At 46.8% G+C, this 25,368-nt stretch carries 26 protein-coding genes, 1 other RNA gene and 1 pseudogene; 6 read left to right on the top strand and 22 right to left on the bottom strand.

What is annotated here, in order from left to right; all coding sequences use genetic code 11:
* Positions 1-63: 63 nt before the first annotated feature.
* The 11 genes from PRUB_RS20425 to PRUB_RS20375 form a co-directional block, all read right to left on the bottom strand.
* The gene (locus tag PRUB_RS20425) at positions 64-420 is read right to left on the bottom strand and encodes a hypothetical protein (protein ID WP_010385229.1); all 357 of its coding nucleotides are present in this window, start codon (positions 418-420) and stop codon (positions 64-66) included.
* Between the two features lie 109 nt (positions 421-529).
* Positions 530-883, bottom strand: coding sequence for a DUF4431 domain-containing protein (locus PRUB_RS20420; protein ID WP_010385230.1), 354 nt, complete (start codon positions 881-883; stop codon positions 530-532).
* Positions 884-978: 95 nt separating this feature from the next.
* Positions 979-1,278 carry a hypothetical protein gene (locus tag PRUB_RS20415; RefSeq protein WP_010385232.1) on the bottom strand — a complete coding sequence of 100 codons (300 nt, stop codon included), beginning with the start codon at positions 1,276-1,278 and terminating at the stop codon, positions 979-981.
* A 104-nt stretch (positions 1,279-1,382) separates the two neighbouring features.
* A complete protein-coding gene (locus tag PRUB_RS20410) occupies positions 1,383-1,730 on the bottom strand; it encodes a zinc ribbon domain-containing protein (protein ID WP_010385234.1) in 348 nt (115 codons plus the stop codon).
* Between the two features lie 434 nt (positions 1,731-2,164).
* Entirely contained in the window at positions 2,165-3,136 is a 972-nt protein-coding gene (locus tag PRUB_RS20405) for a hypothetical protein (protein ID WP_040644703.1), read from the bottom strand.
* Positions 3,137-3,256: 120 nt separating this feature from the next.
* Positions 3,257-5,062, bottom strand: coding sequence for an RICIN domain-containing protein (locus PRUB_RS20400; RefSeq protein ID WP_010385236.1), 1,806 nt, complete (start codon positions 5,060-5,062; stop codon positions 3,257-3,259).
* Positions 5,063-5,884: 822 nt separating this feature from the next.
* The gene (locus tag PRUB_RS20395; protein WP_010385237.1) at positions 5,885-6,469 is read right to left on the bottom strand and encodes a hypothetical protein; all 585 of its coding nucleotides are present in this window, start codon (positions 6,467-6,469) and stop codon (positions 5,885-5,887) included.
* Between the two features lie 118 nt (positions 6,470-6,587).
* The gene (locus PRUB_RS20390; RefSeq protein ID WP_040644723.1) at positions 6,588-6,953 is read right to left on the bottom strand and encodes a DUF6896 domain-containing protein; all 366 of its coding nucleotides are present in this window, start codon (positions 6,951-6,953) and stop codon (positions 6,588-6,590) included.
* A 119-nt stretch (positions 6,954-7,072) separates the two neighbouring features.
* Positions 7,073-7,387: a hypothetical protein gene (locus tag PRUB_RS20385; protein WP_010385240.1), complete on the bottom strand. Its 315-nt coding sequence runs from the start codon at positions 7,385-7,387 to the stop codon at positions 7,073-7,075.
* A 147-nt stretch (positions 7,388-7,534) separates the two neighbouring features.
* Positions 7,535-7,933 (bottom strand): hypothetical protein, encoded by a 399-nt coding sequence (locus PRUB_RS20380; RefSeq protein WP_010385241.1) that lies wholly within the window; start codon positions 7,931-7,933, stop codon positions 7,535-7,537.
* A 97-nt stretch (positions 7,934-8,030) separates the two neighbouring features.
* Entirely contained in the window at positions 8,031-8,360 is a 330-nt protein-coding gene (locus tag PRUB_RS20375; protein WP_010385242.1) for a hypothetical protein, read from the bottom strand.
* 251 nt (positions 8,361-8,611) lie between these two features.
* Between PRUB_RS20375 and PRUB_RS20370 the strand changes: the two are divergent.
* Positions 8,612-8,917: pseudogene (locus PRUB_RS20370) on the top strand (tyrosine-type recombinase/integrase); the annotation flags it as partial.
* A gap of 79 nt (positions 8,918-8,996) precedes the next feature.
* On the opposite strand, the gene gcvP reads toward PRUB_RS20370, so the two are convergent.
* Positions 8,997-11,894, bottom strand: coding sequence for an aminomethyl-transferring glycine dehydrogenase (gcvP, locus tag PRUB_RS20365; RefSeq protein WP_010385243.1), 2,898 nt, complete (start codon positions 11,892-11,894; stop codon positions 8,997-8,999).
* Positions 11,895-11,908: 14 nt separating this feature from the next.
* On the opposite strand from gcvP, the gene PRUB_RS20360 reads away from it, so the two are divergent.
* Positions 11,909-12,049 carry a hypothetical protein gene (locus tag PRUB_RS20360; RefSeq protein WP_155946263.1) on the top strand — a complete coding sequence of 47 codons (141 nt, stop codon included), beginning with the start codon at positions 11,909-11,911 and terminating at the stop codon, positions 12,047-12,049.
* 212 nt (positions 12,050-12,261) lie between these two features.
* On the opposite strand, the gene gcvH is transcribed toward PRUB_RS20360, so the two are convergent.
* The 3 genes from gcvH to PRUB_RS20345 form a co-directional block, all read right to left on the bottom strand.
* Complete coding sequence (gcvH, locus tag PRUB_RS20355) at positions 12,262-12,651, bottom strand: glycine cleavage system protein GcvH (RefSeq protein ID WP_010385245.1); 390 nt, start codon at positions 12,649-12,651, stop codon at positions 12,262-12,264.
* 62 nt (positions 12,652-12,713) lie between these two features.
* Positions 12,714-13,796, bottom strand: a complete 1,083-nt coding sequence (gcvT, locus tag PRUB_RS20350) for a glycine cleavage system aminomethyltransferase GcvT (RefSeq protein WP_010385247.1) — start codon at positions 13,794-13,796, stop codon at positions 12,714-12,716.
* Positions 13,797-13,874: 78 nt separating this feature from the next.
* On the bottom strand, positions 13,875-14,465 hold the full coding sequence (locus tag PRUB_RS20345; protein WP_010385249.1) for a hypothetical protein: 591 nt from the start codon (positions 14,463-14,465) through the stop codon (positions 13,875-13,877).
* Positions 14,466-14,594: 129 nt separating this feature from the next.
* On the opposite strand from PRUB_RS20345, the gene PRUB_RS20340 reads away from it, so the two are divergent.
* On the top strand, positions 14,595-15,440 hold the full coding sequence (locus tag PRUB_RS20340; RefSeq protein ID WP_010385250.1) for a LysR family transcriptional regulator: 846 nt from the start codon (positions 14,595-14,597) through the stop codon (positions 15,438-15,440).
* 381 nt (positions 15,441-15,821) lie between these two features.
* Here the strand turns inward: PRUB_RS20340 and PRUB_RS20335 are convergent, their stop codons facing one another.
* The 4 genes from PRUB_RS20335 to PRUB_RS20320 are packed head-to-tail and all read right to left on the bottom strand — an operon-like array spanning position 15,822 to position 20,069.
* A complete protein-coding gene (locus PRUB_RS20335; protein WP_010385251.1) occupies positions 15,822-16,988 on the bottom strand; it encodes an FAD-dependent oxidoreductase in 1,167 nt (388 codons plus the stop codon).
* 9 nt (positions 16,989-16,997) lie between these two features.
* Positions 16,998-18,170 (bottom strand): 2-octaprenyl-6-methoxyphenyl hydroxylase, encoded by a 1,173-nt coding sequence (gene ubiH, locus PRUB_RS20330; RefSeq protein ID WP_010385252.1) that lies wholly within the window; start codon positions 18,168-18,170, stop codon positions 16,998-17,000.
* 19 nt (positions 18,171-18,189) lie between these two features.
* Positions 18,190-19,506 carry a Xaa-Pro aminopeptidase gene (gene pepP / locus PRUB_RS20325; RefSeq protein WP_040644724.1) on the bottom strand — a complete coding sequence of 439 codons (1,317 nt, stop codon included), beginning with the start codon at positions 19,504-19,506 and terminating at the stop codon, positions 18,190-18,192.
* A gap of 5 nt (positions 19,507-19,511) precedes the next feature.
* A complete protein-coding gene (locus PRUB_RS20320; protein WP_010385254.1) occupies positions 19,512-20,069 on the bottom strand; it encodes a UPF0149 family protein in 558 nt (185 codons plus the stop codon).
* A gap of 220 nt (positions 20,070-20,289) precedes the next feature.
* On the opposite strand from PRUB_RS20320, the gene ssrS reads away from it, so the two are divergent.
* A non-coding RNA gene (ssrS, locus tag PRUB_RS20315) (6S RNA) lies at positions 20,290-20,472 on the top strand.
* Positions 20,473-20,667: 195 nt separating this feature from the next.
* Here ssrS and PRUB_RS20310 read toward each other — a convergent pair.
* From PRUB_RS20310 to zntR, 3 genes are all read right to left on the bottom strand, one after another.
* Positions 20,668-21,765 carry a lysophospholipid acyltransferase family protein gene (locus tag PRUB_RS20310; protein WP_010385255.1) on the bottom strand — a complete coding sequence of 366 codons (1,098 nt, stop codon included), beginning with the start codon at positions 21,763-21,765 and terminating at the stop codon, positions 20,668-20,670.
* Positions 21,766-21,899: 134 nt separating this feature from the next.
* Entirely contained in the window at positions 21,900-23,120 is a 1,221-nt protein-coding gene (locus PRUB_RS20305) for an SO_0444 family Cu/Zn efflux transporter (RefSeq protein ID WP_010385256.1), read from the bottom strand.
* Positions 23,107-23,520: a Zn(2+)-responsive transcriptional regulator gene (gene zntR, locus PRUB_RS20300; protein WP_010385257.1), complete on the bottom strand. Its 414-nt coding sequence runs from the start codon at positions 23,518-23,520 to the stop codon at positions 23,107-23,109. The genes PRUB_RS20305 and zntR overlap by 14 nt, the downstream gene beginning before the upstream one ends.
* Positions 23,521-23,654: 134 nt before the next feature.
* Here zntR and PRUB_RS20295 point away from each other — a divergent pair, with 134 nt between their 5' ends.
* Both PRUB_RS20295 and PRUB_RS20290 read left to right on the top strand, forming a co-directional pair.
* On the top strand, positions 23,655-24,602 hold the full coding sequence (locus PRUB_RS20295; protein WP_010385258.1) for a D-2-hydroxyacid dehydrogenase: 948 nt from the start codon (positions 23,655-23,657) through the stop codon (positions 24,600-24,602).
* Between the two features lie 374 nt (positions 24,603-24,976).
* Positions 24,977-25,342, top strand: a complete 366-nt coding sequence (locus tag PRUB_RS20290) for a DUF3192 domain-containing protein (protein WP_010385259.1) — start codon at positions 24,977-24,979, stop codon at positions 25,340-25,342.
* The last annotated feature ends 26 nt before the right edge of the window (positions 25,343-25,368 follow it).

Genomic DNA, 25,368 nt, shown 5'->3' with positions numbered 1-25,368 from the left:
GGCTAAACTAAGCGAAGAATGAGCGCAAACCTGCTGTTTTGCGCCCATTGGTTTAGACACTTGTTATACATCAATTTGATTGTAATAGTGAGTTAAAATAAATGAGCAGTCATACAAGCAAATACCTAGCTTAGCTTCATTTTTTGACCCTTTACGCTCCCTTAAGTTTAAATATGCCTCCGTGATCGCAGGTAGCCAAAATGCTTCTTCGTCCAAAGAAAGTGAATTCTTTCGTTCTCTCAACTCAGCTTCACACTTCTGAAATTCTAAATGACCTTTTAGCATTGAATATTGCCTAGAGATTAACTCAAGGTTTTCAGATTTTGTAAAACCCGGGTAAGGCTTATCAAACAACTCTTGAGTGGCATTTGTTTTATTTATTAAATCTTTAAGTGCTACTTTTATTGCTGAGGCTTTCACTAAACTTTCCTTAATGTATAACGTCCGCATATGCGGAACGAAATGCTTGGCTATAATTGATGAGGTACGAACCAAGCCAAGCTTTTTGATTCCGCTCATAATGCGCTTGTTAGAGTTTTTTGGCAGAGCTTACACTAAACAATACTTTTGTATGATGGTGTGCTGTATGCCAATGAAACGCATCGCCAACTAAAGAATACCTTTGTCCCAAACTTAAGCTAATAGTATTTGGAGTAACAAGTTGCAATGTACCTAGACATTGTTCTTTATCAGAGATAACACCATCAGCTTTAAAACACTGTTTTTGTTCAAGCTTAATGGCTTTAAACTTTATAAGCTTACCTTCAACATGAACTTCCGAAAGCACTATTATTCCTGAAATAATAACCTTTGTTCCATTAGTTGGCATACTTGAAAAAGTATCAAAAGAAACTAATGCCATGACTAATGCTAAATATTTCATGAAAACTCTAACTTTAAGCTAAGGGGGCGAAACACATGACAAAATAGCCGAAGGCGCCTGTTGTTTTGCTCCCAGCGAGTGCCTTGAGCGCCTTGTTAGGTGTGTTGCTCATCAAAAACTCCTTTTATTTCTAACTTTATCTCTTCTGAAGCGTTAACCCACTTAGTGTCTTTTGTAATTTGCAAATCTGCACCTGATTTATTCACAACGTGCAATATGTGGATAAACCATTGGGCAAACGACCAGCTTCTTTTCGGACCGCCTAGTAAGCATTTTTTTGAGTTGTCCCTGCTAATTTCTGCTGCTTCCCGATAAATCATTGGATATGAAGATTCGGAAGGTTTTATATATAACCTTCGGCATGCCTGAATTCCAATTTCTAGTATTGGTTCCATTACCGATAGCACCTAACGCCGCAAATAAGCGGCAAAAAATAGTGAGGTACGAACAAAGCCAACTGTTTTTTGTCCGCACTTTTAATTTGCTTTGTTATGGCGCGCTATCCTGTGAATAGATCTATGGCCTTTTCTCTGCTACTTAAGTCACGTTTATAGAACTCGCTGTAACCACAAGACTTGCAGCTAATATGGTAAAAGCGTTTATTATTGAATTGGAAAATTGAAGAAAACAACCCTCCTTTACCTCGGAGTTCACCCACCTCAAACTCCGTATGTTGGCACTTAACACATTCAAACTTAAACTTAATTTTACTTCCCATCTTATTCAATACACCTGCAGCTTTGCGCTCAGAAGACAGTTTTTCATTAGCTACACCACAGTTACTACATACCTGCTCTGAACCATTATTTTTAGAGCCACATGCAATGCACTCCCATTCGTTCTGCACTGTAAACTCCTAAGCGCTATAACGCCTTACTAATGGACGCATAAATGCTTGGCTAAAATTAGCGACGAAGGAGCACAAGCCAAGCGTTTTGCGTCCTTTTAAGTAACTTGTTATACAGCAGCTAACTCCGAGATTTAGTTTTTTGAAAGAAAAAACACGCTGTTACTACAACAACACCTGAAACAACAGAATATAGTGGCATTTCAAAAAAGAAAAGCGTTTGAAGCGACACCCACCCAAAAATCCAGACGGAATGTCTAGACAATTTCAAAGTCGAAATGCAAGACTACTGAATGCTACGCTTCCTAGAAACTTCCAATAGTGAAACCTGTAAGTTTAAGTATGAAATGCTGGTAAATAATCAGATTTGGACAATACGAGAACATACCCAAGCCTGAGCTTGGATGAATTGAAAAGGTACTAAAATAAAAGTGTTAACCCAGTAACCGCTCGCACTGAGTCAAATTGGCTCGTCGCCTTTTGTGAAGATGCTCACAGTAATCTGTCATCGCTTGCTTTCGCCCTACCGCGCCATGAAAGACCTTCGTAAACTGCGTAGTCAGTTTGAGCCAGCTATCCGGCTCTATTTGCAATCGTGTCAGCAGTGGCTGACTATCGCTGATGTAACCCCGCTTATCTGCACGCATGCATCGGCCTGTTAACTCAACCAGTTGAATATAATAAGTCAGCTCAAACGGCAGCCCTTTAGGCATGTGCTTTCTTGGGTTACCTGCAAAGCGCAGTAGGCTTTTTGGTTGCTTACCTTCCTGTACATGCTCAATACGCTTTTTAATGCTGGTGTAGTCTGACGTTTCCGGTGTCTCTGCCATTTTGGCTCTGACTGGGTTCAGGTCAACATAAGCCAGGCACGCTGCCAGCGCCGCTTCATCCAGCAAGGCTTGTGACTTAAATCGCCCTTCCCAAAACCGACCTTTGCAACCATCTTCTTTATTGGCCCTGCGGGCAATGTCTTCATTGAGCACCCGCATAAACCAGCTGATACTCGCTAGGCGGTGTCTGAATTCAGCAATATCATCCGCCAGCATACTGTACTCGGATGCACTCAGCTCATCACCACTAATGAATTTGTGCGTCAGCCAGTTGCCTTTAAACAGTTTATGCCAGCGAAGAACGATTGCTCTATCTGATATCCTTTGTGCTTTCTTATCATCTACATACAGTACAATATGTGTATGATTGCTCATAACTGCGTAGCCACACACATCAATGCAAAACACCTTAACTAGGGTTAGCAATTTCTCCTCAACCCAGTCTCGCCGATGTTCATAAGACATGCCCGTGACGCGGTCTTTGCCGCACAGAAATGCCCGGCGAACACACCGGGATATACAGTGGTAGTATTTGGTATCCGATAGGCTAACCTGCCGCTTCCTTGCTGTTGGCATATTCCATTACCCTCAATCCATTGAGCATTACCTAAAGGTAGACGGCGTGCATTCCGCACGCCAGTTTAGGGTGGATGTCCATTCACCCTCCTTTTCACTTCCCAGCAGAGAGTATGTTTATTATTTTGAAACAACTACATGATTGTGTTGAGTTAACACAGGACAATCCCACAAGTGTGTTCTTGTGAAGTTATGTGGCTGTGGAGAATCGACACAACGAGATGGTTGCAATACAGTTTTTAATTGGCCATTAATATATTCAAACTGTTGTGTCGGGCTGGTGTTACAATCCCAAATCATCAGTTTTTCGCCATTGCTCGTCGCTGAGTTTCTATAATCAAGGCACTTGTTATAGTTCATTTTACTTCTCACTTTACCATCGGTAGTGAATAGCCATTTCTGGTTTGCACCAGTGTGACAATCGTACAGTATGATGTCTTGACCATTGCTTGGATGGTACCCATTAATATCTAAACACTTATCGAATATTTTCAACTCTACGTATTTTTCAATGCCCAGGTAGTTGTCATTCCAAGTATGTGGATCTGCGGCTTCAAGCCATCTTACCGTATTTTTCATATTACCTTTACCAGCACTATTCCAAGAGAATAAATAGTCTGAGTCATTAGGTAAACATAGATAGTTGTCTTGCCATGTATGCGGGTCTGCCAACTCAATGATCTGCGTACAGCGCATGCCATCGATTGGGCCAGCAAAAGACCATTTCATGCCAATGTCTTCTGATGAGCAGAAGTAATTGTCTTGCCAGGTATGTGGATCTGCGGGTTCGACTGTTTGTACACAGTACATACCATCCACTATACCAGATGACTTAAATGTAAATGACACACCACCAAGCGCTGTGTGTTGGTCCATGGCGTAGACACCGGTCAGTTCACTAATAGACAAACCTTGTTGATTACAATCTACTCCGTTCGCTTGTAATCTACCGTTTTGACATTCTTTGAATACAACTTGTCTTGATGTGCTCCCTGCTTGCAAGCTAACAGGATTTGCACTGACGCCGACAGCGGTCATTTTATGTTGGTTTCGCAAAGCTTGTACATCAACCAAAGCAAGGAAGTCACTGCTATTCAACGATGCAAATGCAAGGCTGACTTTCATCTTCTTAACCGTACTTGATAGGCTTACACTATTTCCTGATACCTGCAAAGGAGGATTCTTATGGTAACCAACAGAAAATTTTAGTTGGTTATTCGGCGTTGCTGGGTTCACAGCCTGAACAAAAAAGCTCATGATTGGTTCGTGGCGGTTAGAATGATGGCCATACTTAATACGCTCCAGTTCATGAACGTCAACAGCCACCCCTACTCCTAAATTACCTTTATTCACCATAAACATCAAAGACTGTGCACCGTCATATGTTTTAACCTGATCTACGACGAGTTTTAACATATCGTAGTCAATGTCTTTTATTAGGCTGTACACGATGTTTTTTGCAAGCTCTACGTTGTTTTCATTGACGCCATCGACCAATGCTTCTAATTGACCATGGTAGTGTGCGTTGGTCACAGCAACAGTCGCAAAGTGTTCAAGTGCAGCAAGCTTTTGTTGTTGGTCAGCGACAAATGTTCCCATGTTGTCTAAAGTGGCCATTTGCTGAGCGAGTGATATAGCTTTATCAGTAATAGCTGTGGAGTCAACACCAACCAAGTTAGTTGCATCATTCACAACGTTTGCACCATGTCTAAGTGTATCAATTGCAACATTTGTCACCGGGCTAGTAACATGCCTAACCACTTGTGCTACCTGTGTAACGGCACCGCCAACAGTTCCAATCGGGTCTGTAAAGAAGTCACCTATACTACCCCAGCCAAAAGCATTTACTTGGCTAGTCATGGCCATAGAGCCGGCCACCACGGAAGCGACTATTGCTGAATTTACGATCCCTTTTCGTGAACCCATAATTTACTCCAAATTTCTATTGTTTAATTACACGACGCTAAAAAGCATGAATACTGACCTTCAATTCGTTTCGTAAATTACATCAATAAACTAAGCTCATCTATTACACTGCATTACAAGTGTGAATTATGTGTCATTTTTGTGACTCAGTTTTTTTAGGAAGGACAATAGAAAAGTGCTCGATTATCACCCTACTTTTTGGGTGAGATTGCTGCTCTTGGGTGCTGGATACTTTTATCTTGCTGGTAAATTTCTAAATGCTATGTAAAGAAATGATTTCTGATGTGATTTCCGCTAGAAAAGGTACGAACAATGGTGGGTGTCTTCCAAAATTTGCTTTTACAAGTGTGAATTATGTTTCATTTTTGTGACTCGGTTTTTTAGGAAGGACAATAGAAAAGTGCTCGATTATCACCCTACTTTTTGGGTGAGATCGCTGCTCTTGGGTGCTGGATACTGTTATCTTGCTGGTAAATTTCTAAATGCTATGTAGAGAAATGATTTCTGATGTGATCTCCGCTAAAAAAGTTACGGACAATGGTGGATGTCTTCCAAAATTGTCGTTAACAAATTAAAATGGATGTCTTTCAAAAACCCCAGAAAGTCAAAGACACCCATCCAAAAAGTTGCCACTTTCCTCCACAAAAGGAGACAGATATCGGTGGGTGTCTCCCAAAACTAAAACCGTTGAAGGGAACATTACTAAAATAAGTTCGAAGAGTAAAAGTGTTCTCATAGGTTCATAAAGTAAGCTAACGCCGCCAACACCTGAAAATTAGGAGCGCAGCGAGTAATTTTTCAGAGTGCTTGGCCTTGTTAAGCCTAATAAACCCACAGATGTGCATAGCCCCAAATTAGTGTGCCAATAATTGCTGTAGCGATAATACTATAAGAAAATTTCTTTTCGACACGCCGAACAACTTTTGAGTAATGCCACATAGGCCATGGCTTATTTTGTTTAGTTGTAATTTCATCACTTTTGGATAATGAAAGCAAAGCTCCAACTTCACCATTCCATGCCGGCATTATTTCATCACTTGCAATATATGGCTTTTTAGAATCATTATCTTCTTTTATGGGAAAGCAGCCTTGATGGTCGGTACATGGCAGTTTACGCCATAGAAACTGATCATAAAGTACATCAGCTATTAAGGCACCACATACCATTACGGCTCCTGAAGCAGGAACCTCCCATTTTATAAAAGCAGAAATAAAAAAAACAACCCATGTAATTAATAAAGTAAGCCAGAATAAAACACCTAACTTTACATAAGCTACAACGGGATTAAGTGTTGGTTTTTGTAGTTTATTATTCAATCTTCCAGTCCCTAGACTTCTCTTGAGGCTTAACGCTTGCCTAACAGGCGCAAAAAGCTTGGCTAAAAAGTGAAAATTAAAGACACCCATTCAAAGTTGTTACTTCCCTCCACAGAAAAGGTACAGATATCGGTGGGTGTCTCCCAAAATTCCCGACAGCGTACCTTACGTACGCCAGTTTAGGGTGGATGTCCATTCACCCCCCCTTTCACTGCCCCAGAACCTTCTTGATAACTTCTTCTGCTAGGTCTTCATTCTCGAACAAGTGACGGTAATCAGAATAGCTTAGATTGCCATCGTTGTACTGTTTTTCAAAAAGGATTCTGAGCCTCCATGGGTCTGGATCAGCTTTATCGAAGTCGAAATCGATGCCGCCAACCTCGTTTGTTTTGTAGACGTCGACGCCTATACCGTGAGTTACATACATCCAGTTTGTGCCTGGAATTGGTTTTCGCCCACGTGGTAAGTCTTCGATGTTTTTTAGATCGAAAGCTCTAAGCAACAATTCTTCTGCCCATTTTCGTTGGGCATACCAAATCGGAATAAGTCGATTTATCAGTTCTTCGTTATCCATGCTCATACTGAAATATAACACTTTGCTAAGGGACAATTAACGGTTGACTAAACTTGCGCGAAGCGCCAAGCCAACTGTTAATTTTCCTAGTGAGTTTACGAACGAATTTGAGCAACTTGTTATGTGGGATATACATCATTGCTTAACTCGCCTTGAATTTCTTCTACTGCCTCCAACTTACCACCGCTTCCGTGATATGTTTCAGCGTGTAGGTTAAATACTTGGTAGCAGGATGAACATGAGAAGTAGTTATTTACGAAATCACTCCAACCTTGACCTGAAGCGATACGTTTAAAAGGATCACCGTAAGCACCAGCCCCTAAATATTTTAGAGTTCCGTCTTCAATTTTAAGCTTAGCCAGTAAGATTGCCTCTTTAAGATCTCTTGGAACTTTAATAACCTTTTTTATACTCTGGCACTTATCGCAACTCATACCCTTCCTGACCACATAACGCCGCAATAATGGGCGGCCAATACGTAGGCTGCTTTGTGTTATTTTGGAGAGAAGCGACAACACAAAGCAACCGGAGTGTTGGCCGTCCAGCCGGCATTTTTTTGCCGGCGATCTTTAATTGCCTTGTTAGTTACTACTACTTATACCAAATATTTGGTCGAGTAGCTCTTCACCCAGATCGGTTGGTGCTAGTTCATAGCTCTTTTTCCCATCTCGGGATGTAGATACAGACCAATTATATGGATCATTAAGGAAGCTCGAAAGCTCTGACAAGGGAATGCTATTAGTAGTATTGGCTGAATATGGCTTAGTCGATGAGCAATCTAGCTCACACAGCAAGACCAAATCTTTTGAGATTAAGGAAGTTACTGTGTTTATTGCAAGCGTATACTTCTCAACCAGACTTAATGCGGGTGAGTCGGAGTGAATGTCTGATATAAGCTCAGGCAGTGACTTGCCAAAATCAGTCAACTCAACAAGTAGCGATTTTTCATCTTTAGATAGGTTGATGCTCAAATCTTCCATTTGCAACTAACGCTTGCCTAACCGTCGCGAAATAGCAGGCTAAAATTAGCCACGAAGGAGCAAAAGCCTGCTATTTCGCGTCCTTTTAACGGCCTCATTAGGTACCGATGCGCACTTTATCGTACAGATAGTTTATTGAATGATGAAGTTCATTTTGGTTACAAAAATAATCATTGATGATACCAAAAGTTTTAAACTCACTAATATTGTAACCTTCTTCAATATCGTTGAAATATAGTACTTGGTTTCCAAATATAGCTACGACATAAAAACCACCGCCTAAGTCGCCAATGGGTGTTAATTGCCATTTCTGAGGCATAACCTTAATAAGGTTCCAAAAGCGTTGTTGAGGTTCATCAAGGAGCCAGAATTGATTTTCAAGATCGTTATCAATCCATGACTTTTCTACCGGATTCCAGTTATTCACAATATTTCCTAGGTACCTAACGCCTTACTAATGAGCGCATAAATGCTTAGCTAAAATTGGCGACGAATGAGCACAAGCCAAGCGTTTTGCGTCCTTTTGAGTAACTTGTTAGGGTTACTGTGACACTTGATAACCCATTGATTTTATATTTTGTACTGTATCATAGACCACTTTGTTTTTAGCTGATTTGTCAGCTTGAATAGTAACAGTAACAGTAACAGTAACAGTAACAGTAACAGTAACAGTAACAGAGTCACAAGCTAAGTGTTGACCCAGAAACAAAACAACTCAGACGACACCACATTGATGAGAAGCAAGTTCAAAGAACAGTAAGAAAAGCTGCGTATTTAGCTGGGATCAGTAAGCTGGTAACACCGCATACATTACGGCACTCTTTTGCGACACACCAGCTGCAAAATGGCGCTGATATAAGAACAATACAAACTCAACTTGGCCACAGTGACGTCCACACAACACAAATTTACACGCATATTATCCAGCAAGGAGGCCAAGGAGTGTTAAGTCCAATTTCTCACCTCCCACAGCGAATCAAATAGCAGACAATAAAAAACCGCCTTAATCTCTCAAGACGGTTTTCAAAAATCTAAGTCGGGGATTAGCCCGACCTACAATTCGTTACTCAGCATAAGTCTCGACAGCCGGGCAAGAACAAATAAGGTTACGGTCGCCGTATACGTCGTCGATACGGGTTACCGTTGGCCAGAACTTGTCTTTAGCTACTGATGCAACCGGGAATGCTGCGTAGAAGCGGTCGTAGGCGCGATCCCACTCGTTGCTTAGTACATCGGCCTGAGTATGCGGTGCAAATACTAATGGGTTGTCTTCAATTGACCACTCGCCCGATGCAATCTTGTCGATCTCGCCTTTGATAGACACCATAGCTTCGATAAAGCGGTCGATTTCTACCTTAGACTCAGATTCCGTCGGCTCAACCATCAGAGTACCGGCAACCGGGAATGACATAGTTGGTGAGTGGAAGCCATAGTCTTGCAGGCGCTTGGCCACATCCATTTCAGTGATACCGGTTGCTTCTTTCAGCGGACGCAAGTCAACAATACATTCGTGAGCAACACGGTCGTTGCGGCCACGGTATAAAATTGGGTAGTGCTTGCTTAGCTTCTCTGTCAGGTAGTTGGCGTTTACGATGGCCATTTCAGTTGCCTGCTTCAGGCCTTCGCTACCCATCATGGCAATGTACGCCCATGAAATTGGCAGGATAGCAGCTGAGCCATAAGGTGCCGCAGATACTGCACCGTTACCTTCGTTGGTGCCAGCGACTTTAATCACGCTGTGGTTAGGCATGAATGGTGCAAGGTGCGATTTAACACCGATAGGACCAACACCCGGACCACCACCACCGTGCGGGATACAGAATGTTTTGTGCAGGTTCAGGTGCGATACGTCAGAGCCGATTGAGCCCGGGCTGGTTACGCCAACCTGTGCGTTCATGTTCGCGCCGTCCATATAAACCTGACCGCCGTGCTGGTGAACGATCTCACATACTTCACGGATAGCTTCTTCGTATACACCGTGGGTAGACGGGTAAGTAACCATGATACAAGACAGGTTCTCTGATACGTCTTGGGCTTTCGCACGCAAGTCGTCCAGATCAATGTTACCGTCGCTGTCACAACCAACCACAACCACTTTCATGCTGGCCATTTGCGCCGACGCCGGGTTAGTACCGTGCGCAGAGCTTGGGATCAGACACACGTTACGGTGACCTTCGCCACGTGACTCGTGGTATTTACGAATCGCGATAAGACCCGCGTATTCACCCTGAGCACCTGAGTTAGGTTGTAGTGATACTGCGTCGTAGCCTGTGATGTTAACCAGCCAGTCGTGCAGCTCAGTCATCATTACCTGATAACCCTGTGCCTGCTCTAACGGGCAGAACGGGTGTAGTTCAGCGAACTCAGGCCAGGTAACCGGGATCATCTCAGCGGTCGCGTTCAGCTTCATGGTACAAGAACCCAGAGAGATCATAGAGTGGTTCAGTGCCAAATCTTTGTTCTCAAGACGCTTGATGTAACGCAGCATCTCAGTTTCGCTGTGGTAGCTGTTGAAGTTGTCGTGCGTCAGTACTTCGTCATCACGTACCAGGTTCGCCGGAATACCTGTGATGCCATTTGCAGCAACTTCGCTGTCCAGTGCTGCTACATCTAAACCATGGCCTTCGCCCAGGATGATGTCGAACAGTTCTGCGATGTCCCCGCGGGTGGTGGTTTCGTTCAGTGCAATTGAGTACTCGCCAGCGTGGTTGATGGCAAAGTTCACTTCGTTTGCAACGGCGCGCGCAACTACTGCGTCTTTGTCCGCGTCGTTGGCAACCACTGTGATGGTGTCAAACCAGGTGTCGTGCTTCAGTGCTACGCCTTTGGCTTTCAGGCCGGTTGCCAGAATGCTGGCGAAGCGGTTAATGCGCTCGGCAATGGTTTTCAGGCCCTGTGGACCGTGGTACACCGCATAGAATGCAGCCATGTTGGCCAGCAGTACCTGCGCTGTACAGATGTTTGAGTTGGCTTTTTCGCGACGGATGTGCTGCTCGCGCGTTTGCATTGCCATACGCAGTGCGTCGTTGCCTAAACGGTCTTTTGATACACCAATGATACGACCCGGCAGTGAACGCTTGTATGCATCGCGTGTTGCGAAGAACGCAGCGTGTGGACCACCGTAACCCATAGGAACACCAAAGCGCTGTGCAGAACCCAGTACCACGTCTGCGCCCAGTTTACCTGGTGCTTTCAGTAGCATTAAGCTCATGATGTCGGCTGCCACACAGGCAATCGCTTTTTTGCTTTGTACTTGTGCGATGATGTCCGTGATGTCAACCACTTCACCTGACGTAGTTGGATACTGGAACAGGGCACCAAAGATCTCGTGGTTTGCCGCATCGCTTGCCGGGCCAACGATCACTTCAAAACCAAACTGCTCGGCACGGGTTGTGACTACGTCGATGGTTTGTGTGTGAACGTCTTCAGCAATGAAGAACAGGTTCGCTTTTTTCGCTTTAGAAACACGCTTAGCCAGTGCCATGGCTTCGGCTGCTGCGGTTGATTCGTCAAGCAATGACGCACTGGCCAGATCAAGGCCGGTGATGTCCATGGTCATAGTCTGGAAGTTAAGCAAAGACTCAAGGCGGCCTTGTGCAATCTCTGGCTGATACGGCGTATATGCGGTATACCAACCTGGGTTTTCCAGTACGTTACGTAAAATAACGTTTGGCACGTGTGTCGGGTGGTAACCCTGACCGATGTAAGATTTGAAGACCTTGTTTTTGCTTGCTACAGATTTCAGGTAGCTCAGCGTTTCTACTTCGGTACGGCTTTCACCAATTTGCAGGCCTTGCTCTAACAAAATTGAGCTAGGTACTGTCTGACCGATCAGCTCTTCAACACTCGATACTCCAAGCGCAGCAAGCATGTCACTCACCTGAGCCGGGCTCGGGCCAATGTGGCGACGAATAAAGTCTTGCTTTTGCTCTAGTTGTTCAAGAGATTTGGCGTTTGACATGTGTCCAGATTCCTATGATCCAAGTAAAAATGGGGGTGTCACTGTTGTTCGACCGGCCGGAGATTGGCTTAGCCTCCCGGAACGACGAAAATACCTTGGTAACAGTCACAGAGTTTAACGGTGTTGCCACACCTTATACCAATTTGCTTAATTAAGTGTTCTATTTTGAGGCGAGAAAATATGTTCGATAACCAGGCAAAAATTTGCGAACTCATACCTTAGGTAAAGGTTCTAAATGAGAAATTTTTAACACAGTTAGCGTCATATTTGCTCCGTCAAATTGAACAGGTATTAATTGAAATTGGTATTATACTGGGCGCAACTATAAAAGCCCCACACAGGGGGCTTTTATGGTATCTACAACGAATTAGTCTTCGTCGATGTTGGCTTCGTAGCCTTCTGCGTCAAGCAGGTTTTCAAGCTCGCTTTCGTCAGAGGCTTTAACACGGAACAACCAGCCGTCACCGTAAGGGTCGTTGTTTACTGATTCAGGAGAGTCTTCCAGCTCTTCGTTAACAGCAACAATCTCACCGCCGATTGGCGCGTAGATGTCAGAAGCTGCTTTTACAGACTCAGCAACCGCGCAGTCTTCACCAGCGTCAACTTCGTCACCTACGTCAGGCAGGTCTACGAATACCATGTCACCCAGAAGTTCCTGTGCATGCTCAGTGATACCTACTGTGTAAGTGCCGTCGCCTTCAGCGCGAACCCACTCGTGTGACGTTGCGTACTTTAACTCGCTAGGAATGTTGCTCATTTTTTTGTTCCTTTGGTCGATTTATGTGGGCCATCGCCCGTTATTCTTTAATGCTCTGTTCGTTACAGAACCGACTTACCATTGCGTACAAAGCAAGGTTTAACCACTTTAACGTCTACCAGCTTTTTGCGCATTTCAACCTGAGCTGTGTCACCCGTAGAGCGAGGTACACGGGCCAAAGCTACGCTAAAGCCTAACGTCGGCGAGAATGTACCAGAAGTGATAACACCTTCGCCACCTTCTACGATAACTTTAGAGCCGCCGCGCAGAACGCCTTTGCTCTCAAGTACCAGGCCAACCAGCTTATCTGTGCTCTTGTCTGCACGTTGCTGCTCGATCACTTTACGACCGATAAAGTCACGCTCTGCCGGCTCCCAGGCAATGGTCCATGCCATGTTAGCAGCCAGTGGAGAAACGCTTTCATCCATATCTGAGCCGTAAAGGTTCATGCCTGCTTCTAAACGTAGCGTATCACGTGCACCTAGGCCAGCCGGACGGACGCCCGCGTCTAATAATTTTTGCCACAGTTGCGCTGCATCATCGTTGTGTACAACGATTTCGTAGCCGTCTTCACCTGTGTAGCCTGTGGTGGCAATGAACAGCTCTTCGGCTTGCACGCCAAAGAAAGGCTTCATGCCTTCTACTGCTGCATTTTGCGCATCGTTCAGAATGGTCGCTGTTTTTGCTTTGGCATTTGGACCCTGTACCGCAATCATCGCGTACTCTGGACGCTCAGTGATCGCCACATCAAAGTCAGCTGCAACGCCGTTCATGTGCGCTAAGTCTTTTTCGCGTGTTGCAGAGTTTACAACCAGGCGGTATTCAGTTTCAGTGAAGAAGTAGATGATCAAGTCATCGATCACGCCGCCTTGCTCATTCAGCATGCCAGTGTAAAGTGCTTTACCCGCTACTTTGAGCTTTGCCACATCGTTAGCAACCAGCTTACGCAGGAACGCCTGTGCATCCGCGCCTTTCACATCAACGATAGTCATGTGAGATACGTCAAACATGCCTGCGTCTTCACGCACAGCGTTATGCTCTTCGATTTGCGAGCCATAGTTGATTGGCATTTCCCAGCCGTGGAAATCGACCATTTTCGCGCCAGCTTCTAGGTGCTTGGCATGCAGTACTGTTTTAGAAGTCATACTCTTTCTTCACTTATTGTCATCACACATCCGGCAAGGTCCGGATTGTGTTCACCAGCGCAACACTGGCAATTGGGGTTAATTTGGGGCGTGTTCGTCTGAATGAGCAAAACCCTGCTCAGCCAGTCGAGCCTGCCACAGGCTCAAAGATTCCTGATTTGCAATCAGCTGATAGTGCTGCTGACCCTGCTGTACTAAAGTGGTCACAAACACATCGCCACTTTGTTTGCCATAGCAGGCCAGTTCATCTGAAATTTGCAAGCCCGGCGTCAGTGAAAAACTGTTCAGCACCGTCTCAAGCGCCGCCTGACCGCTCAGCTGAGCAATCGCCAGGTCGCTGCGACGTACCAGTTCAATATCGTAGTCACTGTCATGTTTGCTTACCAGCGCAGAAAGGGCCTGAGCAGCACTTTCACTCAGCACAAAACGGTAGGCTGTTTCGCTGAAGTAATACACGGCAAAAGAATGACCGCCAACCAACAGACCTTGTACACCCAGTCCGGGCGCCATCAGTTTATTGAGGTTCAGCCCCAGTTCCTGATTCAGAAAAGGCGTGGTTTCAAATCCGCTGAAATCCAGTACAACCAGATCCTGTGGCGAGAAAAGACGATTTTCCGCCGCCACCGTGCCCTGACGGTGTTTAGCGAAGATGATTGGCGTGCTCATCATGCGACTATCCTGATGAAATTAAGATGGAGAAAAGTATAGGGATCCGCTTGCGCAACAACAAATTGTATTTATTTATCGTTTGATAAATAATATTAATGTATTTGGGTTTTATAAATTGATTTTATTAATATGAAAAACTTATCGATTGATGGCCTGCGCACCCTGGTGACTGTGGTTGAAGTGGGCGGTTTTGCCAAAGCCGGTGAGCTGCTGGGCCTCTCTCAGCCCGCTGTAAGTCTGCAGATCAAACGCCTGGAAGAGCAATTGGGCTGTAAACTATTCAAAAAGCAGGGCCAGCGTCAGGTACTCAATCAGTATGGTGAGCTACTGCTGCCACAGGCCAAACAGATGTTGCAATTCAACGATGGGATCATCCAGCAATTTACCTCAGAGAGCGTCACCGGAAGAGTGCGTCTGGGGATCCCCAGTGAGTTTGCCGCGCGTATTCTGCCCGCCATTATCGGCGACTTTGTATCTTTATATCCGGATGTGGCGCTGGAGGTGAAATCCCGGCTCAGCAAACATCTACTGTCGGTCTCAAGGCAGGACCAGTTCGATTTGGTGCTGGCACTGAACGAAGATCTCAATTCGTCTAACTATCCGGTGTTTATGCAGGACCAGCTGGTGTGGGTGGGTGACCTGTCTCTGGCGCAACAGCAGATCGTCACATTAGTGACAGCGCCGGAAGGCTGTATTTATCGCCGCCGCGCCATTGAAGCATTACAACAGGCCGGTCTGCAATACCGCATTGTGTATAGTAACGCGGATTTAACGGGGCTGACGGCTGCGCTTAAAGAAGGCCTGGGCATTACGGTACTGGCCAAAAGCACCGTGCCAGCTACGCTCAGTTACCAGGCACAAACACCCTTTTTGCCAGAGCTGGGTCAGATTGGTATCAGCCTGGTTAAAAACACCCAGGAGTCCGCCCACGCGGTGAATAAGCTGGCAGAGTTTATTGCACTGCGATTGGGGTAAGCATTACATTGTAGATCTGCTAACAGTGTATCGAGGCGCTGCCTGTTGATAGTTCCCGCATCAAGTGCGGGATGACGGGTGTTGGGTTTGATAAGTTGTGCTTAATGCTCGCCCCAGTCGCCTGTTCGCAGTTTCCGCATCAAGTGCAGGATGACGGGTGTTGGGTCTGATGAGTTGTGCTTAATGCTCGCTCCAGCCGCCTGTTGGTAGTTTCCGCATCAAGTGCGGGATGACTGAGAGTGGGTGTGGAATGACTGAGGGTGGCTACTGGATAACTGAGAATGAACATGAGTTAACGCGTTTTGAGCTTGATAACCGGGCGATGAATCTCCCAGATTTGAAAGGGCCACTGCTTTGCACACAGTAGCCCTTAAGCACCTGCTATTCGCCGATGGCCTGCTGTACAAATAAGTCTTTAATGGGGCCGAGGTTGTCTACCACATTCAGACCCACACCACGGACTAACTTTTTCAGTGGGTGACTGCCGCTGAACAGCTCCTTTAACCCCTGCATCATCGCAATGTGCTTTTGTGCGTCCAGTTTGCGGCTGCGCTCATACTCACGCAGCGTACGGTGAGAGGCAAACTCCTCACTGTCTTCGCTGAGTGCTTTGATGAGATGCGCGGCATCTTTAAGGCCCAGATTCATGCCCAACCCGGCAAGTGGGTGGATGGTATGTGCGGCATCGCCCATTAACACCACTTTACCCGTCAACCATTGCTGTGCGTAGCGCATGGTTAGCGGAAATACCGCACGTTCACCCTGAACGCTACACAAGCCACACTGGAGGTCACTGGCCGCACTCAATGCTTTGTTAAAGCTTTGCTCGTCCATCGCCATTAATTCGCGGGCATGTTCAGGTGCAGTTGACCAGACGATTGACTGGGTATGCGGGTCAGATAAAGGCAGCAGTGCCAGTGGACCGTCCGGCAAGAACACTTGCCGCGCCGTGGCATCGTGAGGCTGCTCGGTTTTGATGGTCGCGACAATGGCGTGATGGTCGTAATCCCAGAAGCTGATCGGCAACTTAAACTGACTACGCACACTTGAGTTTGCGCCATCTGCTGCAACCAACAGTTTGGCCATTACCGGCATCCCCAGTTCCAGCGTGATCAGCACGTCGCTGTCGGTCTGGTGAATAGATTGGTAACGGCTGCCAAACATCAGACTTGCCTGACTTTGCTGCTGCAAAGCCTGGTATAGAGCATAGCGAATTGCATCGTTCTCAATGATATGACCCAGTTCAGGTAAAGCCAGTTGCTGTGCATTAAACTGAATGCGGCCAAAGCTATCGGCATCACACACTGACATTTTACGATAGGCCGTGGCACGCTGTGCTTTGATGGCATCCCATACACCCAAGGATTCAAACAGACTCTGACTGGCTAAACTGATGGCACTGACCCGCGCGGCATACGAATCATTGAGTGGCTGCGGCTCAGGACCCGCATCCAGCACCATTACCGAGACATTGTGCTTTGCCAGGCCCAGCGCCAGCGCCAGACCAACACACCCACCACCGACTATGCACACTTGTACTTGTTGCATGATTATTCCTTACAGGGTTCGTCCCATGAGTTGTCGCGCCAGTGGCGCTTTCAGTTGTGAGAACAGGCTCATCGACAACAGGCCGCAACTGCGTCCCAATGCCAGCATACGAGAATCATTAGAGAACAGCCTGACCAGTGCATCGGTCAGCGTCATGACACGTTGAATATCTGACTCGCGCGCCATTTTATAGTCTTGGGTAAAGCCATGACTGCCCCATTCCTGTCGGTCAGTCTGTTGCAGTTGTTCAGCAAGCGCCTGAATATCACGCAGCCCCAGATTAAAGCCTTGCCCGGCAATCGGGTGAATGGCATGTGCGGCGTTCCCGATCAGTACGCAGCGGTGATGCACCAGCTGCTCTACCCGTCCCAGTACCAACGGGTAACTGGTTCGTCTGCCAACCCGTTCAAACATCCCTGCACGATAGCCAAAGGCCGCTTGCAAACGAGCCAAAAACTCAGATTCTTCGCACTCGCGTAAAGACGCCAGTGCCTGCTCGGGCATACACCACACCAGAGAGTAACGATTGTTGCTCATGGGCAACAGTGCCATCGGACCATGCTCTGTGAAACGCTCAAACGCCTGACCCTGATGCTTGTCGCTGATCTGCACGTTAGCAATCAGGGCACCTTGTGTGTATGCGACACTGTCAAAACCAATATTCAGCTTGCTGCGAGTCGGCGATTGCGCACCATCGGCCACAACCAGTAACTTACCCGACAGACTCTCGCCACTGTCTAACAACACCTCAACCTGCGCCTGTTGCTGCGTCAGTTTAGCTATCTTAGCAGGGCAATACAGTGCAATATCCAGCTTGCTGAGCTGTTGATGCAGATAAGCACCATAAGGGTTGACCTCAACCACATAGCCCAGCGCGTCAACGGCAAACTCATCATGGGTAATTGTGGCTTTGCCAAAATGACCCCGATCTGACACATGTACCTGAGTGATAGGCTCGGCAAAATCCCAGTTTGGATCAAACAAGCCTAAAGCACGCAAATAAGACACCGATTGCTCGGCCAATGCCAGGCTACGGTCGTCAAAGCTGGGGTGATGTGCAGTTTTAGGTTGAAAGGCTTCAATAACCGCTATACGGCTATCGGGTTGCTGTTTTTTTATCGTGACGGCGGCCGTAGCACCTGCCATGCCGCCCCCCACGATTAACACATCAAAGTGTTGCAAGTCTTGCTCCTGCTTATCGTTATTCGCCTGAACGCATTAAAGCTTCTATCTCAGCAATGGTTTTAGGCACCGCTGCGGTGAGATTTTCAAAACCATCCGGGGTGACCAGCAAATCATCTTCAATTCGCACCCCAATTCCTTTGAACTGCTCCGGCACTTCGGCATCTTCGTCAAAGTACAGGCCTGGTTCTATGGTCAGTACCATGCCAGGTTCAAATGGTCGGTCTGCTTCATCCAGTTTGTATTCGCCAACATCGTGCACGTCCAATCCCAGCCAGTGGCCAAGACCATGCATGTAGAACGCCTTACAAGCCTGCTTCTCGAGTAACTCGTCCACTTCACCAGCCAGAATGCCTAATTCTATCAGCCCTTGAGTCATCACTCGCATGGCGGCTTCGTTGGCTTTAACCAAAGTGCCACCCGGTTTAACCTGCTCAAACGCGGCCTGTTGTGAGGCCAATACCAATTCGTACACCGCTTTTTGTGGTGCACTAAAGCAGCCATTCACCGGGAAAGTACGGGTAATGTCAGCAGCATATCCTTCAAGCTCACAGCCGGAGTCGATCAGGATCAAATCTCCGTCGGTTAATTCATCGCAGTTGTCGGTATAGTGCAAAATATTGGCATTATTACCTGAACCCACAATGGTGCCATAGGCCGGGTGCCGTGCCCCATTCATTGCATAATGATGGTGGATCTCTGCTTCCAGCTGGAACTCGGTGGCCCCGGGTTTGGCAAATTGCATGGCACGCTTGTGTGCCTGTGCACTGATCTCGCCCGCTTTGCGCATCACGGCAATTTCAGCGTCTGACTTAAACAGTCTCATTTCATGTAGCAGTGGGCGTACATCTTTGATGATCTCAGGTGCCCGATAGCCTTTTTTAGGTGCACTGCGTAATGTGCCAAGCAGGGTCCAGATTTTATCGTCAAACGCGGTGTATGTGCCCTGACCGTAATAAAGTGCCTTACGACCATTAACCAACCCCAGTAACTCGTCATCTAGCTCGCTCAATGGAAAAGTCTGGTCCAGCTCAAGCGCTGTTTTGGCTTTTTCATGGCCCATTCGGCGACCATGCCAAATCTCCGCCAGCTTGTCTTTGTTACGGCAAAACAGGGTCTGTTGTGTTGCACCGTCTTTGTCTTTGCTCAGCACCAGAACCGCGTCCGGTTCTTTGAACCCGGTCAGGTAGAAAAAGTCACTGTCCTGACGAAACGGATATTCAGTATCGCGGCTGCGGGTCAACTCAACGGCAGCGGGGATCACCGCCACGGCGTTGTTATCCATCTGCGCCAGCAACTGAGTGCGGCGCGTTAAAAATTCCAGGTTGGCTATCATCATAATTAATGCACTGTTTTAGAGGTCGATGAAGCGGCGTCTTTACCAAGCTCAGCAAAACATAGCAGTGCCGATACACGAATGTATTCAATCACTTCATGCAGCGCCTGTTTGTCTTCTTCACTTTCATCGAAATGAGTATCTAATTTAGTGATCTCGCTAAAGTCACCAATCACTTCCTTTACGTCAGCCGAAAACTTACCATAGTCTTTTTGCTTAAGGCCAAAGCCAAGCAAGAACCCGGACACCCAGGCTACCAATGCATTGGCCTGATCGCTCAGGCTTTCTTCTAGTGGTAAATACAGTTCAAAGTGGTGCTCTGGATCATTAAAATGCGCAACCACCAGCTTATACAGCTCAGCAAAAAATTCTTTCAATGGCGCGGCAAACTTCTGACCATCGTTAAAGACATCGCTCAGCAGCCCAAGGTATTCCTGCTCTTCGATATTCAGGCCACATGCAAGTAATCCGCTGATGGTACCGTGCACTTCAGCCGGGGCAATGTAGATATCGTGTTGTTCCAGCAGTAGCTGCGCTTGCTGATAATCTCTAAATTCACTCATGGATATTGTTCTCGTTTGCTTTCGTCTGCTTCGTTAATGCTACCACCCGAAGTATAGCAACAGCAACGACTTGTCTGTTTGTGTATAAATAATCTGCAGACTTTTTTGCCCTGCTCAGATGGCAAACAAAAAGTGCATAAATCGCAGCCAGTCGAACGACTTTTTGCAGATATTTACGGATAAAGGTTTCTAGATGCGGCTGGGTCTTATATACTGAAATCGTTCCCTAGCACGTCGGACAGTGGATGATGTCCCTGAGCCGATAACTTTTTCTTAGGAACGCAGTTTGCTTACTATTGCGCAGGCTCGGCAGGTACCGAGAAGCCTACGGTAGGCTGTTGCTTTCCGCCTTGAACCTTAGGGTTCAAGGACTGACATCTGCATCCGCGTTGCCGGGGACACCTTTCCCATCTTCATTGTCTAATCAGGCACAAAAACTCCGAATAATTCAGCGCTAGCTTACTCAGTGCTAACCACCCAGCATGATAGCGACTTGGTTTTCATGTCCAGCTGAGGTATTAATTTTGCTAAGTGCTTTTCAATAGACACAAAAAAACGCCCCGAAAGGCGTTTTTAACTGAATCGCTAAATCGTGATATTACTGCGACAATTTGCGTTTGGCAGGCTGCGCGTAAATTGACAGCACCAATTGGCGTAACTCTTCCGGCACCTGCTCCAGCGCATCCGTAAAATGGTTTTTATCCTGTTCACTGCTTTGACTTTCGTCGCCCGCAGCCAGGTAATTACTGGAATGCAGATAGTAATTGCTGACAATCTGCTGATCGATGATTTCAGCCAGTTGCTCCGGCGTTTCAAACTCATCATCTATGGGCGTGCCAAATGCCACATGCACATGCCCTTTGTCACTGCTGAATCCTTCAATGATACTGTTAATATCTTCGCCTTCAGCTTTCACATATTCCCCGAATTGCTGTTTATGATAAAGCTCACGGGCCTTTGATACGGCACATGGCTCGTACTGATAGGAAATCGATACCGGTACAATCTTAAGCTGGCGCACATATTCGGCAAACGGCAGTTTTAGCTTGCGCCCTTGTAGTTGCAACATCTTCAGCAACGCCGGATCGGTAAAGTCGACTCCATCTTTGGCACGACCTTCTTTTTGTGCAATCCAGATTGAATTGCCCTCAGTCAGTGAATCATAAATATAGGCCGACAGCTGGGACAAAGCGCGTAACATTTCTTTTGGCGCTTTGGCAGAGCGCTTAACAATAAAACTCTTGTTTAGGCGCATTAACTCAGTAATGTAAGGGACCTGAAGCAGGTTATCACCAATGGCGATACGCACCGTTTTCATTTTTTGCTGATGCAAACCCCAATTAACCAATGCCGGGTCCAGGACAATGTCTCTGTGATTAGAGATAAACAGATAGGCCCCCTGGCCATCAAGCTGTTCTAATCCTGAATAGGTCACCTTGCTGGTGGTGCGCTCAATCAGCATCGCCAGATACCCGGCTACCTCATCCTGAACAGCCTCGACATTGTTGACTGACTGCCACTTTTTCTTCAACCGGCTACGTACCAGTGGCCGGGATATCAGCGCCCATCCTGCCAGCCATTTAGGCAAGTTATGCTCCGCAATCACATCAATAAACTGATCATCGTCCAGCAAGCGCTGCAAAGCTGCGGGGACTTCATCGTCATTGTAAGGTCTGATATCTGCGTATTTATCCACTAAACTACTCTTTTATTATTGGTGGTTGTCATCAAAACGTCTTATTCTATCGTGTGCCCGGATCGGAAGCTAAGAATATCAAGTCTGACCAGAAGCGCCCACACGACGCGCTGCCTAATGCAAGCGCACACTTGCTATGCCGAAACCTGCGTTGGCGCAAAGCGTTGCTTAATCCCCTTCAGCATCAACCTGACCATTAACAAAGCCAATACCACACCACTGGCCAACGTCAGCCAGTCAGGTAAAACTTCATGGTCATGCCCCATCATAGGTGCAACGGTAAAGCCAAACTGGGCGACCAGCCAATCGGTCAAAAAGCCGAATACAATCGCGACCCCGATGACGGCCCCCAAATAAGCAAATACCGCACGACGCCCCAGCTCTTTAGCAACCACCCCTATGGTGGCAACATTGGTGGCCGGCCCGGCCAGCATAAATACCAGCACAGCACCCGGAGATACGCCCGCCAGTAGCAACCCGGCTGCAATCGGCGTAGACGCTGTGGCACAAATGTACATCGGAATACTGACCAGAATAACCACTATCATGGCCAGGATCCCATTACCCCACTGAGCCAAAAAGGCTTCGGGAACATAGGTTTGCACTAAAGCCGCAAAGAATAGACCAATCAGTAGCCATTGCATAGTATCTGCGAGTAATTTGTTACAGCTAAATTGCACAGCAGAAGCCAATTTTTGCCACAGCCCCGGCTTAGACTCAGTTGACGCACAGCAGGAAGCCACAGGCTCTGCCTTTTTGTGTGAAGGCTCACTATCACAACAGCCTTTGTCATGCTCTGGTTCAGTCTTAGTTTGACCAGCGCAACAACTTGCAGACTGGGTTGCAGCCGGAGTGTGCTCGCTGGCGCAGCAACTGCTTTTTTCAGGCTGGACTTTTTTTACCGAGCTGCCACAACAGCCCCCCGCTGAGTCGCTTGCCTTACTTTGCGGCGTTTTGCCCTCGTCTTTGCCAACCAGTACACCGGCCGTAATGGCACTGGCGACGGCCGCAATGGGCCGTATCACGGCCATAAATGGACCAAGCAGCGCATAAGATACAGAGATAGAATCCACCCCGGTTTCAGGTGTCGACACTAAAAAGGCCGTGGTCGCACTTTTTGACCCGCCTGCACGCCTGAGCCCAATCGCAGCCGGAATAACACCGCAAGAACACAGCGGCATGGGTGCCCCAATCAAAGCAGCTTTTATGGTGGTCCAGAGCCCTTCCTTACCTAAGTGTTTTTGTAAAAAGTCTTTGGGAATAAATACATTTAGCAACCCGGCAAGTAACAGGCCCAACATCAGCCAGGGTGCTGAAACCAAAAAGAGTTGCCAAAAATTACTAAGCAGAGCCATCTATATCCTCCAACGCAGTCAAAATAGAACAATCATCAGCGCTTTCCTCACCGCCACAACACCGCTCGGCCAGCACACTCAAAGAGCGCTCAAACTTCAGCAGTTCTTCAATCCTTTGCCGGGTTTGTGCCAGTTTTTGCACAGTGAGTGACTTAACCTCTTCACAACTGTGATTATGTTTATCAATTTTAATGGCCAGCAACTCCTGAATATCTTTGAGACTGAAGCCCACGGTTTTGGCTCTTACGATAAAGCGCATCTGTTCAACCGCGCTGTCATCATACAACCGATAGCCCGCCGAGCTGCGTGTTCGCGCTTGCAGCAGACCCTGGCGTTCATAATAACGCAGTGTGTCGGTAGACACATTCAATTGTTTTGCAATGTGGCCAATCTTATACATCGTCAGTTTTGCCGTCCTTTATGAATCTACTTAGAGTATAAACCTTGGAGTTGAGTTCAAGGTCAAGTGCAAAGATAAACTAACCATAAAAATGATACACTCACGCCATCTGTTAGTAAGGAAAATTTGTCCACATGAATATTGTTGTTTTAGATGCCGCCACATTGGCAGGTGTCAGCCTGGATCCTCTGAGAAAGCATGGCACTGTCACCGAGTATCAAACCACTTCACCCAGTCAGCTGCTATCACGCCTTCACGGCGCGGATGTGGTGGTAACGAACAAAGTCGTCCTCAATGCCGACACCCTGAGTAAGCTGTCTGATCTCAAATTGATCTGTGTGGCCGCAACCGGCACTAATAATATCGACCTGGAGGCCGCTCGCAGCCACAATATCGCCGTGACCAATGTCGCTGGTTATTCCACTCCCTCCGTGGTCCTTCATACCTTCACGCTGCTCGGCAATCTAATGAGCAATATTCACCAATATGCACAAGACTGTGCAAATGATGCCTGGCAACAGAGCGATATATTTTGTCGCCTGGACTACCCTATACACGATTTGTCAGGCAAACGTTTTGTGGTAGTCGGGTATGGTAACCTTGGCCAGGCCGTGGCAAAAGTTGCCGCCGCCTTTGGTGCCGAGGTTATTATCGCAGAGCGCCCGGGGCAAGAGGTGATACGTGACTCGCGCGTTGCCTTTAAAGAAGCACTGCAAAACGCGGATATTGTCTCAGTCCACTGCCCTTTAACAGACACCACCCGAGATTTATTTGACGCCAGTACGCTGGCCTTGCTCCCGACTCACGCCATTTTATTGAATACCGCGCGTGGCGGGATTGTCAATGAGCAGGCACTGGCAGATGCGTTGGCCAGGAAGCAGCTTGGCGGTGCAGGCGTTGATGTACTCAGTGTTGAGCCAGCAACAGAGACAAATCCGCTGGTGCAATACAAGGGCGACAACTTATTACTGACGCCACACACCGCCTGGGCCAGTCAGGAGTCTATCACCCGCCTGATTGACGGTATTGCCGCGAATATCACCAGCTTTTTACAAGGGAGTGAGCGTAATCGCCTGGTGTAAGTGGGTCACTTTTGGTACCCAGTAACATGCTTTAGTAATTGACTTTCAATGGCTGTGCAGAATGACGTTAAGTGGAATTGAACCGCTGGTGTTTTCGCTCAACAACCTTGTTTCGCCAGCCCTCGGCTCGGCGTCCAAAGCATAGCCATCCGAAGCAATATCCCGCATCGAATAGAAATGACGTCTAACGTGACATCGCAAGTTATTATTTTGACTAACTATTAGCGAATTTATACAAAACTTAGTATTGTAAAAAAACAGCGATTTCACCAAACATCATAACACTTTGATTTTTAAACATTTTAAAAACTGGCAAACTCTTTGCAAAATACACATCAAAGAAAACAAAGACGGCTAAGCCTGGGATATAAAAGATGAAAAAACTACTACTTGCCACTGCGCTATTAAGTTCAACCGTACTGACAGGCTGTGTGGTCGCGGTCACGGATGGTGAAATTAACGGCAGCCACTATGGCTGGAAAAAAGAGCAAAAACAGAATCGCGAAAAGATCAGCCAACTTAAAATGGGTACTGAATATCAAAGTGTACTGAACAAGCTTGGTACACCTGACTTCACCGATATGGTGTCTAAAGGAGAGACTGTCTATCAGGTACTATATTTCGCAACCAACAGTAAACATTCAGATGGCGTTGTCACAAAAGATGAATGCACCCCTTTACTGTTTAAAGACAGCAAGCTGGTTGGATTTGGCGATACGGCCCTGGCACAACTGCTGTAACCAGCGCTACTGACAAGGTTCAGTGC

The organism is Pseudoalteromonas rubra, assembly GCF_000238295.3.
In the GTDB taxonomy this organism is placed as follows: Bacteria; Pseudomonadota; Gammaproteobacteria; order Enterobacterales; family Alteromonadaceae; genus Pseudoalteromonas; species Pseudoalteromonas rubra.
The sequence above is the reverse complement of the archived record's forward strand: the minus strand, read 5'-3'. Positions and strand labels throughout refer to the sequence as shown.

Excerpts from the sequence above, each read along its gene's own strand:
- PRUB_RS20305 (WP_010385256.1), bottom strand. The coding sequence starts at position 23,120 with ATGGCTCTGCTTAGTAATTTTTGGCAACTCTTTTTGGTTTCAGCACCC.
- PRUB_RS20415 (WP_010385232.1), bottom strand. The coding sequence starts at position 1,278 with ATGGAACCAATACTAGAAATTGGAATTCAGGCATGCCGAAGGTTATAT.
- PRUB_RS20360 (WP_155946263.1), top strand. The coding sequence starts at position 11,909 with ATGATCCAAGTAAAAATGGGGGTGTCACTGTTGTTCGACCGGCCGGAG.
- PRUB_RS20295 (WP_010385258.1), top strand. The coding sequence starts at position 23,655 with ATGAATATTGTTGTTTTAGATGCCGCCACATTGGCAGGTGTCAGCCTG.
- PRUB_RS20385 (WP_010385240.1), bottom strand. The coding sequence starts at position 7,387 with ATGAGTTGCGATAAGTGCCAGAGTATAAAAAAGGTTATTAAAGTTCCA.
- PRUB_RS20290 (WP_010385259.1), top strand. The coding sequence starts at position 24,977 with ATGAAAAAACTACTACTTGCCACTGCGCTATTAAGTTCAACCGTACTG.
- PRUB_RS20320 (WP_010385254.1), bottom strand. The coding sequence starts at position 20,069 with ATGAGTGAATTTAGAGATTATCAGCAAGCGCAGCTACTGCTGGAACAA.
- gcvH (WP_010385245.1), bottom strand. The coding sequence starts at position 12,651 with ATGAGCAACATTCCTAGCGAGTTAAAGTACGCAACGTCACACGAGTGG.
- PRUB_RS20400 (WP_010385236.1), bottom strand. The coding sequence starts at position 5,062 with ATGGGTTCACGAAAAGGGATCGTAAATTCAGCAATAGTCGCTTCCGTG.
- pepP (WP_040644724.1), bottom strand. The coding sequence starts at position 19,506 with ATGATAGCCAACCTGGAATTTTTAACGCGCCGCACTCAGTTGCTGGCG.
- gcvT (WP_010385247.1), bottom strand. The coding sequence starts at position 13,796 with ATGACTTCTAAAACAGTACTGCATGCCAAGCACCTAGAAGCTGGCGCG.
- PRUB_RS20405 (WP_040644703.1), bottom strand. The coding sequence starts at position 3,136 with ATGCCAACAGCAAGGAAGCGGCAGGTTAGCCTATCGGATACCAAATAC.
- PRUB_RS20345 (WP_010385249.1), bottom strand. The coding sequence starts at position 14,465 with ATGATGAGCACGCCAATCATCTTCGCTAAACACCGTCAGGGCACGGTG.
- PRUB_RS20390 (WP_040644723.1), bottom strand. The coding sequence starts at position 6,953 with ATGGATAACGAAGAACTGATAAATCGACTTATTCCGATTTGGTATGCC.
- PRUB_RS20395 (WP_010385237.1), bottom strand. The coding sequence starts at position 6,469 with ATGGGTGTCTTTAATTTTCACTTTTTAGCCAAGCTTTTTGCGCCTGTT.
- PRUB_RS20335 (WP_010385251.1), bottom strand. The coding sequence starts at position 16,988 with ATGCAACAAGTACAAGTGTGCATAGTCGGTGGTGGGTGTGTTGGTCTG.
- PRUB_RS20380 (WP_010385241.1), bottom strand. The coding sequence starts at position 7,933 with ATGGAAGATTTGAGCATCAACCTATCTAAAGATGAAAAATCGCTACTT.
- PRUB_RS20340 (WP_010385250.1), top strand. The coding sequence starts at position 14,595 with ATGAAAAACTTATCGATTGATGGCCTGCGCACCCTGGTGACTGTGGTT.
- zntR (WP_010385257.1), bottom strand. The coding sequence starts at position 23,520 with ATGTATAAGATTGGCCACATTGCAAAACAATTGAATGTGTCTACCGAC.
- PRUB_RS20420 (WP_010385230.1), bottom strand. The coding sequence starts at position 883 with ATGAAATATTTAGCATTAGTCATGGCATTAGTTTCTTTTGATACTTTT.
- gcvP (WP_010385243.1), bottom strand. The coding sequence starts at position 11,894 with ATGTCAAACGCCAAATCTCTTGAACAACTAGAGCAAAAGCAAGACTTT.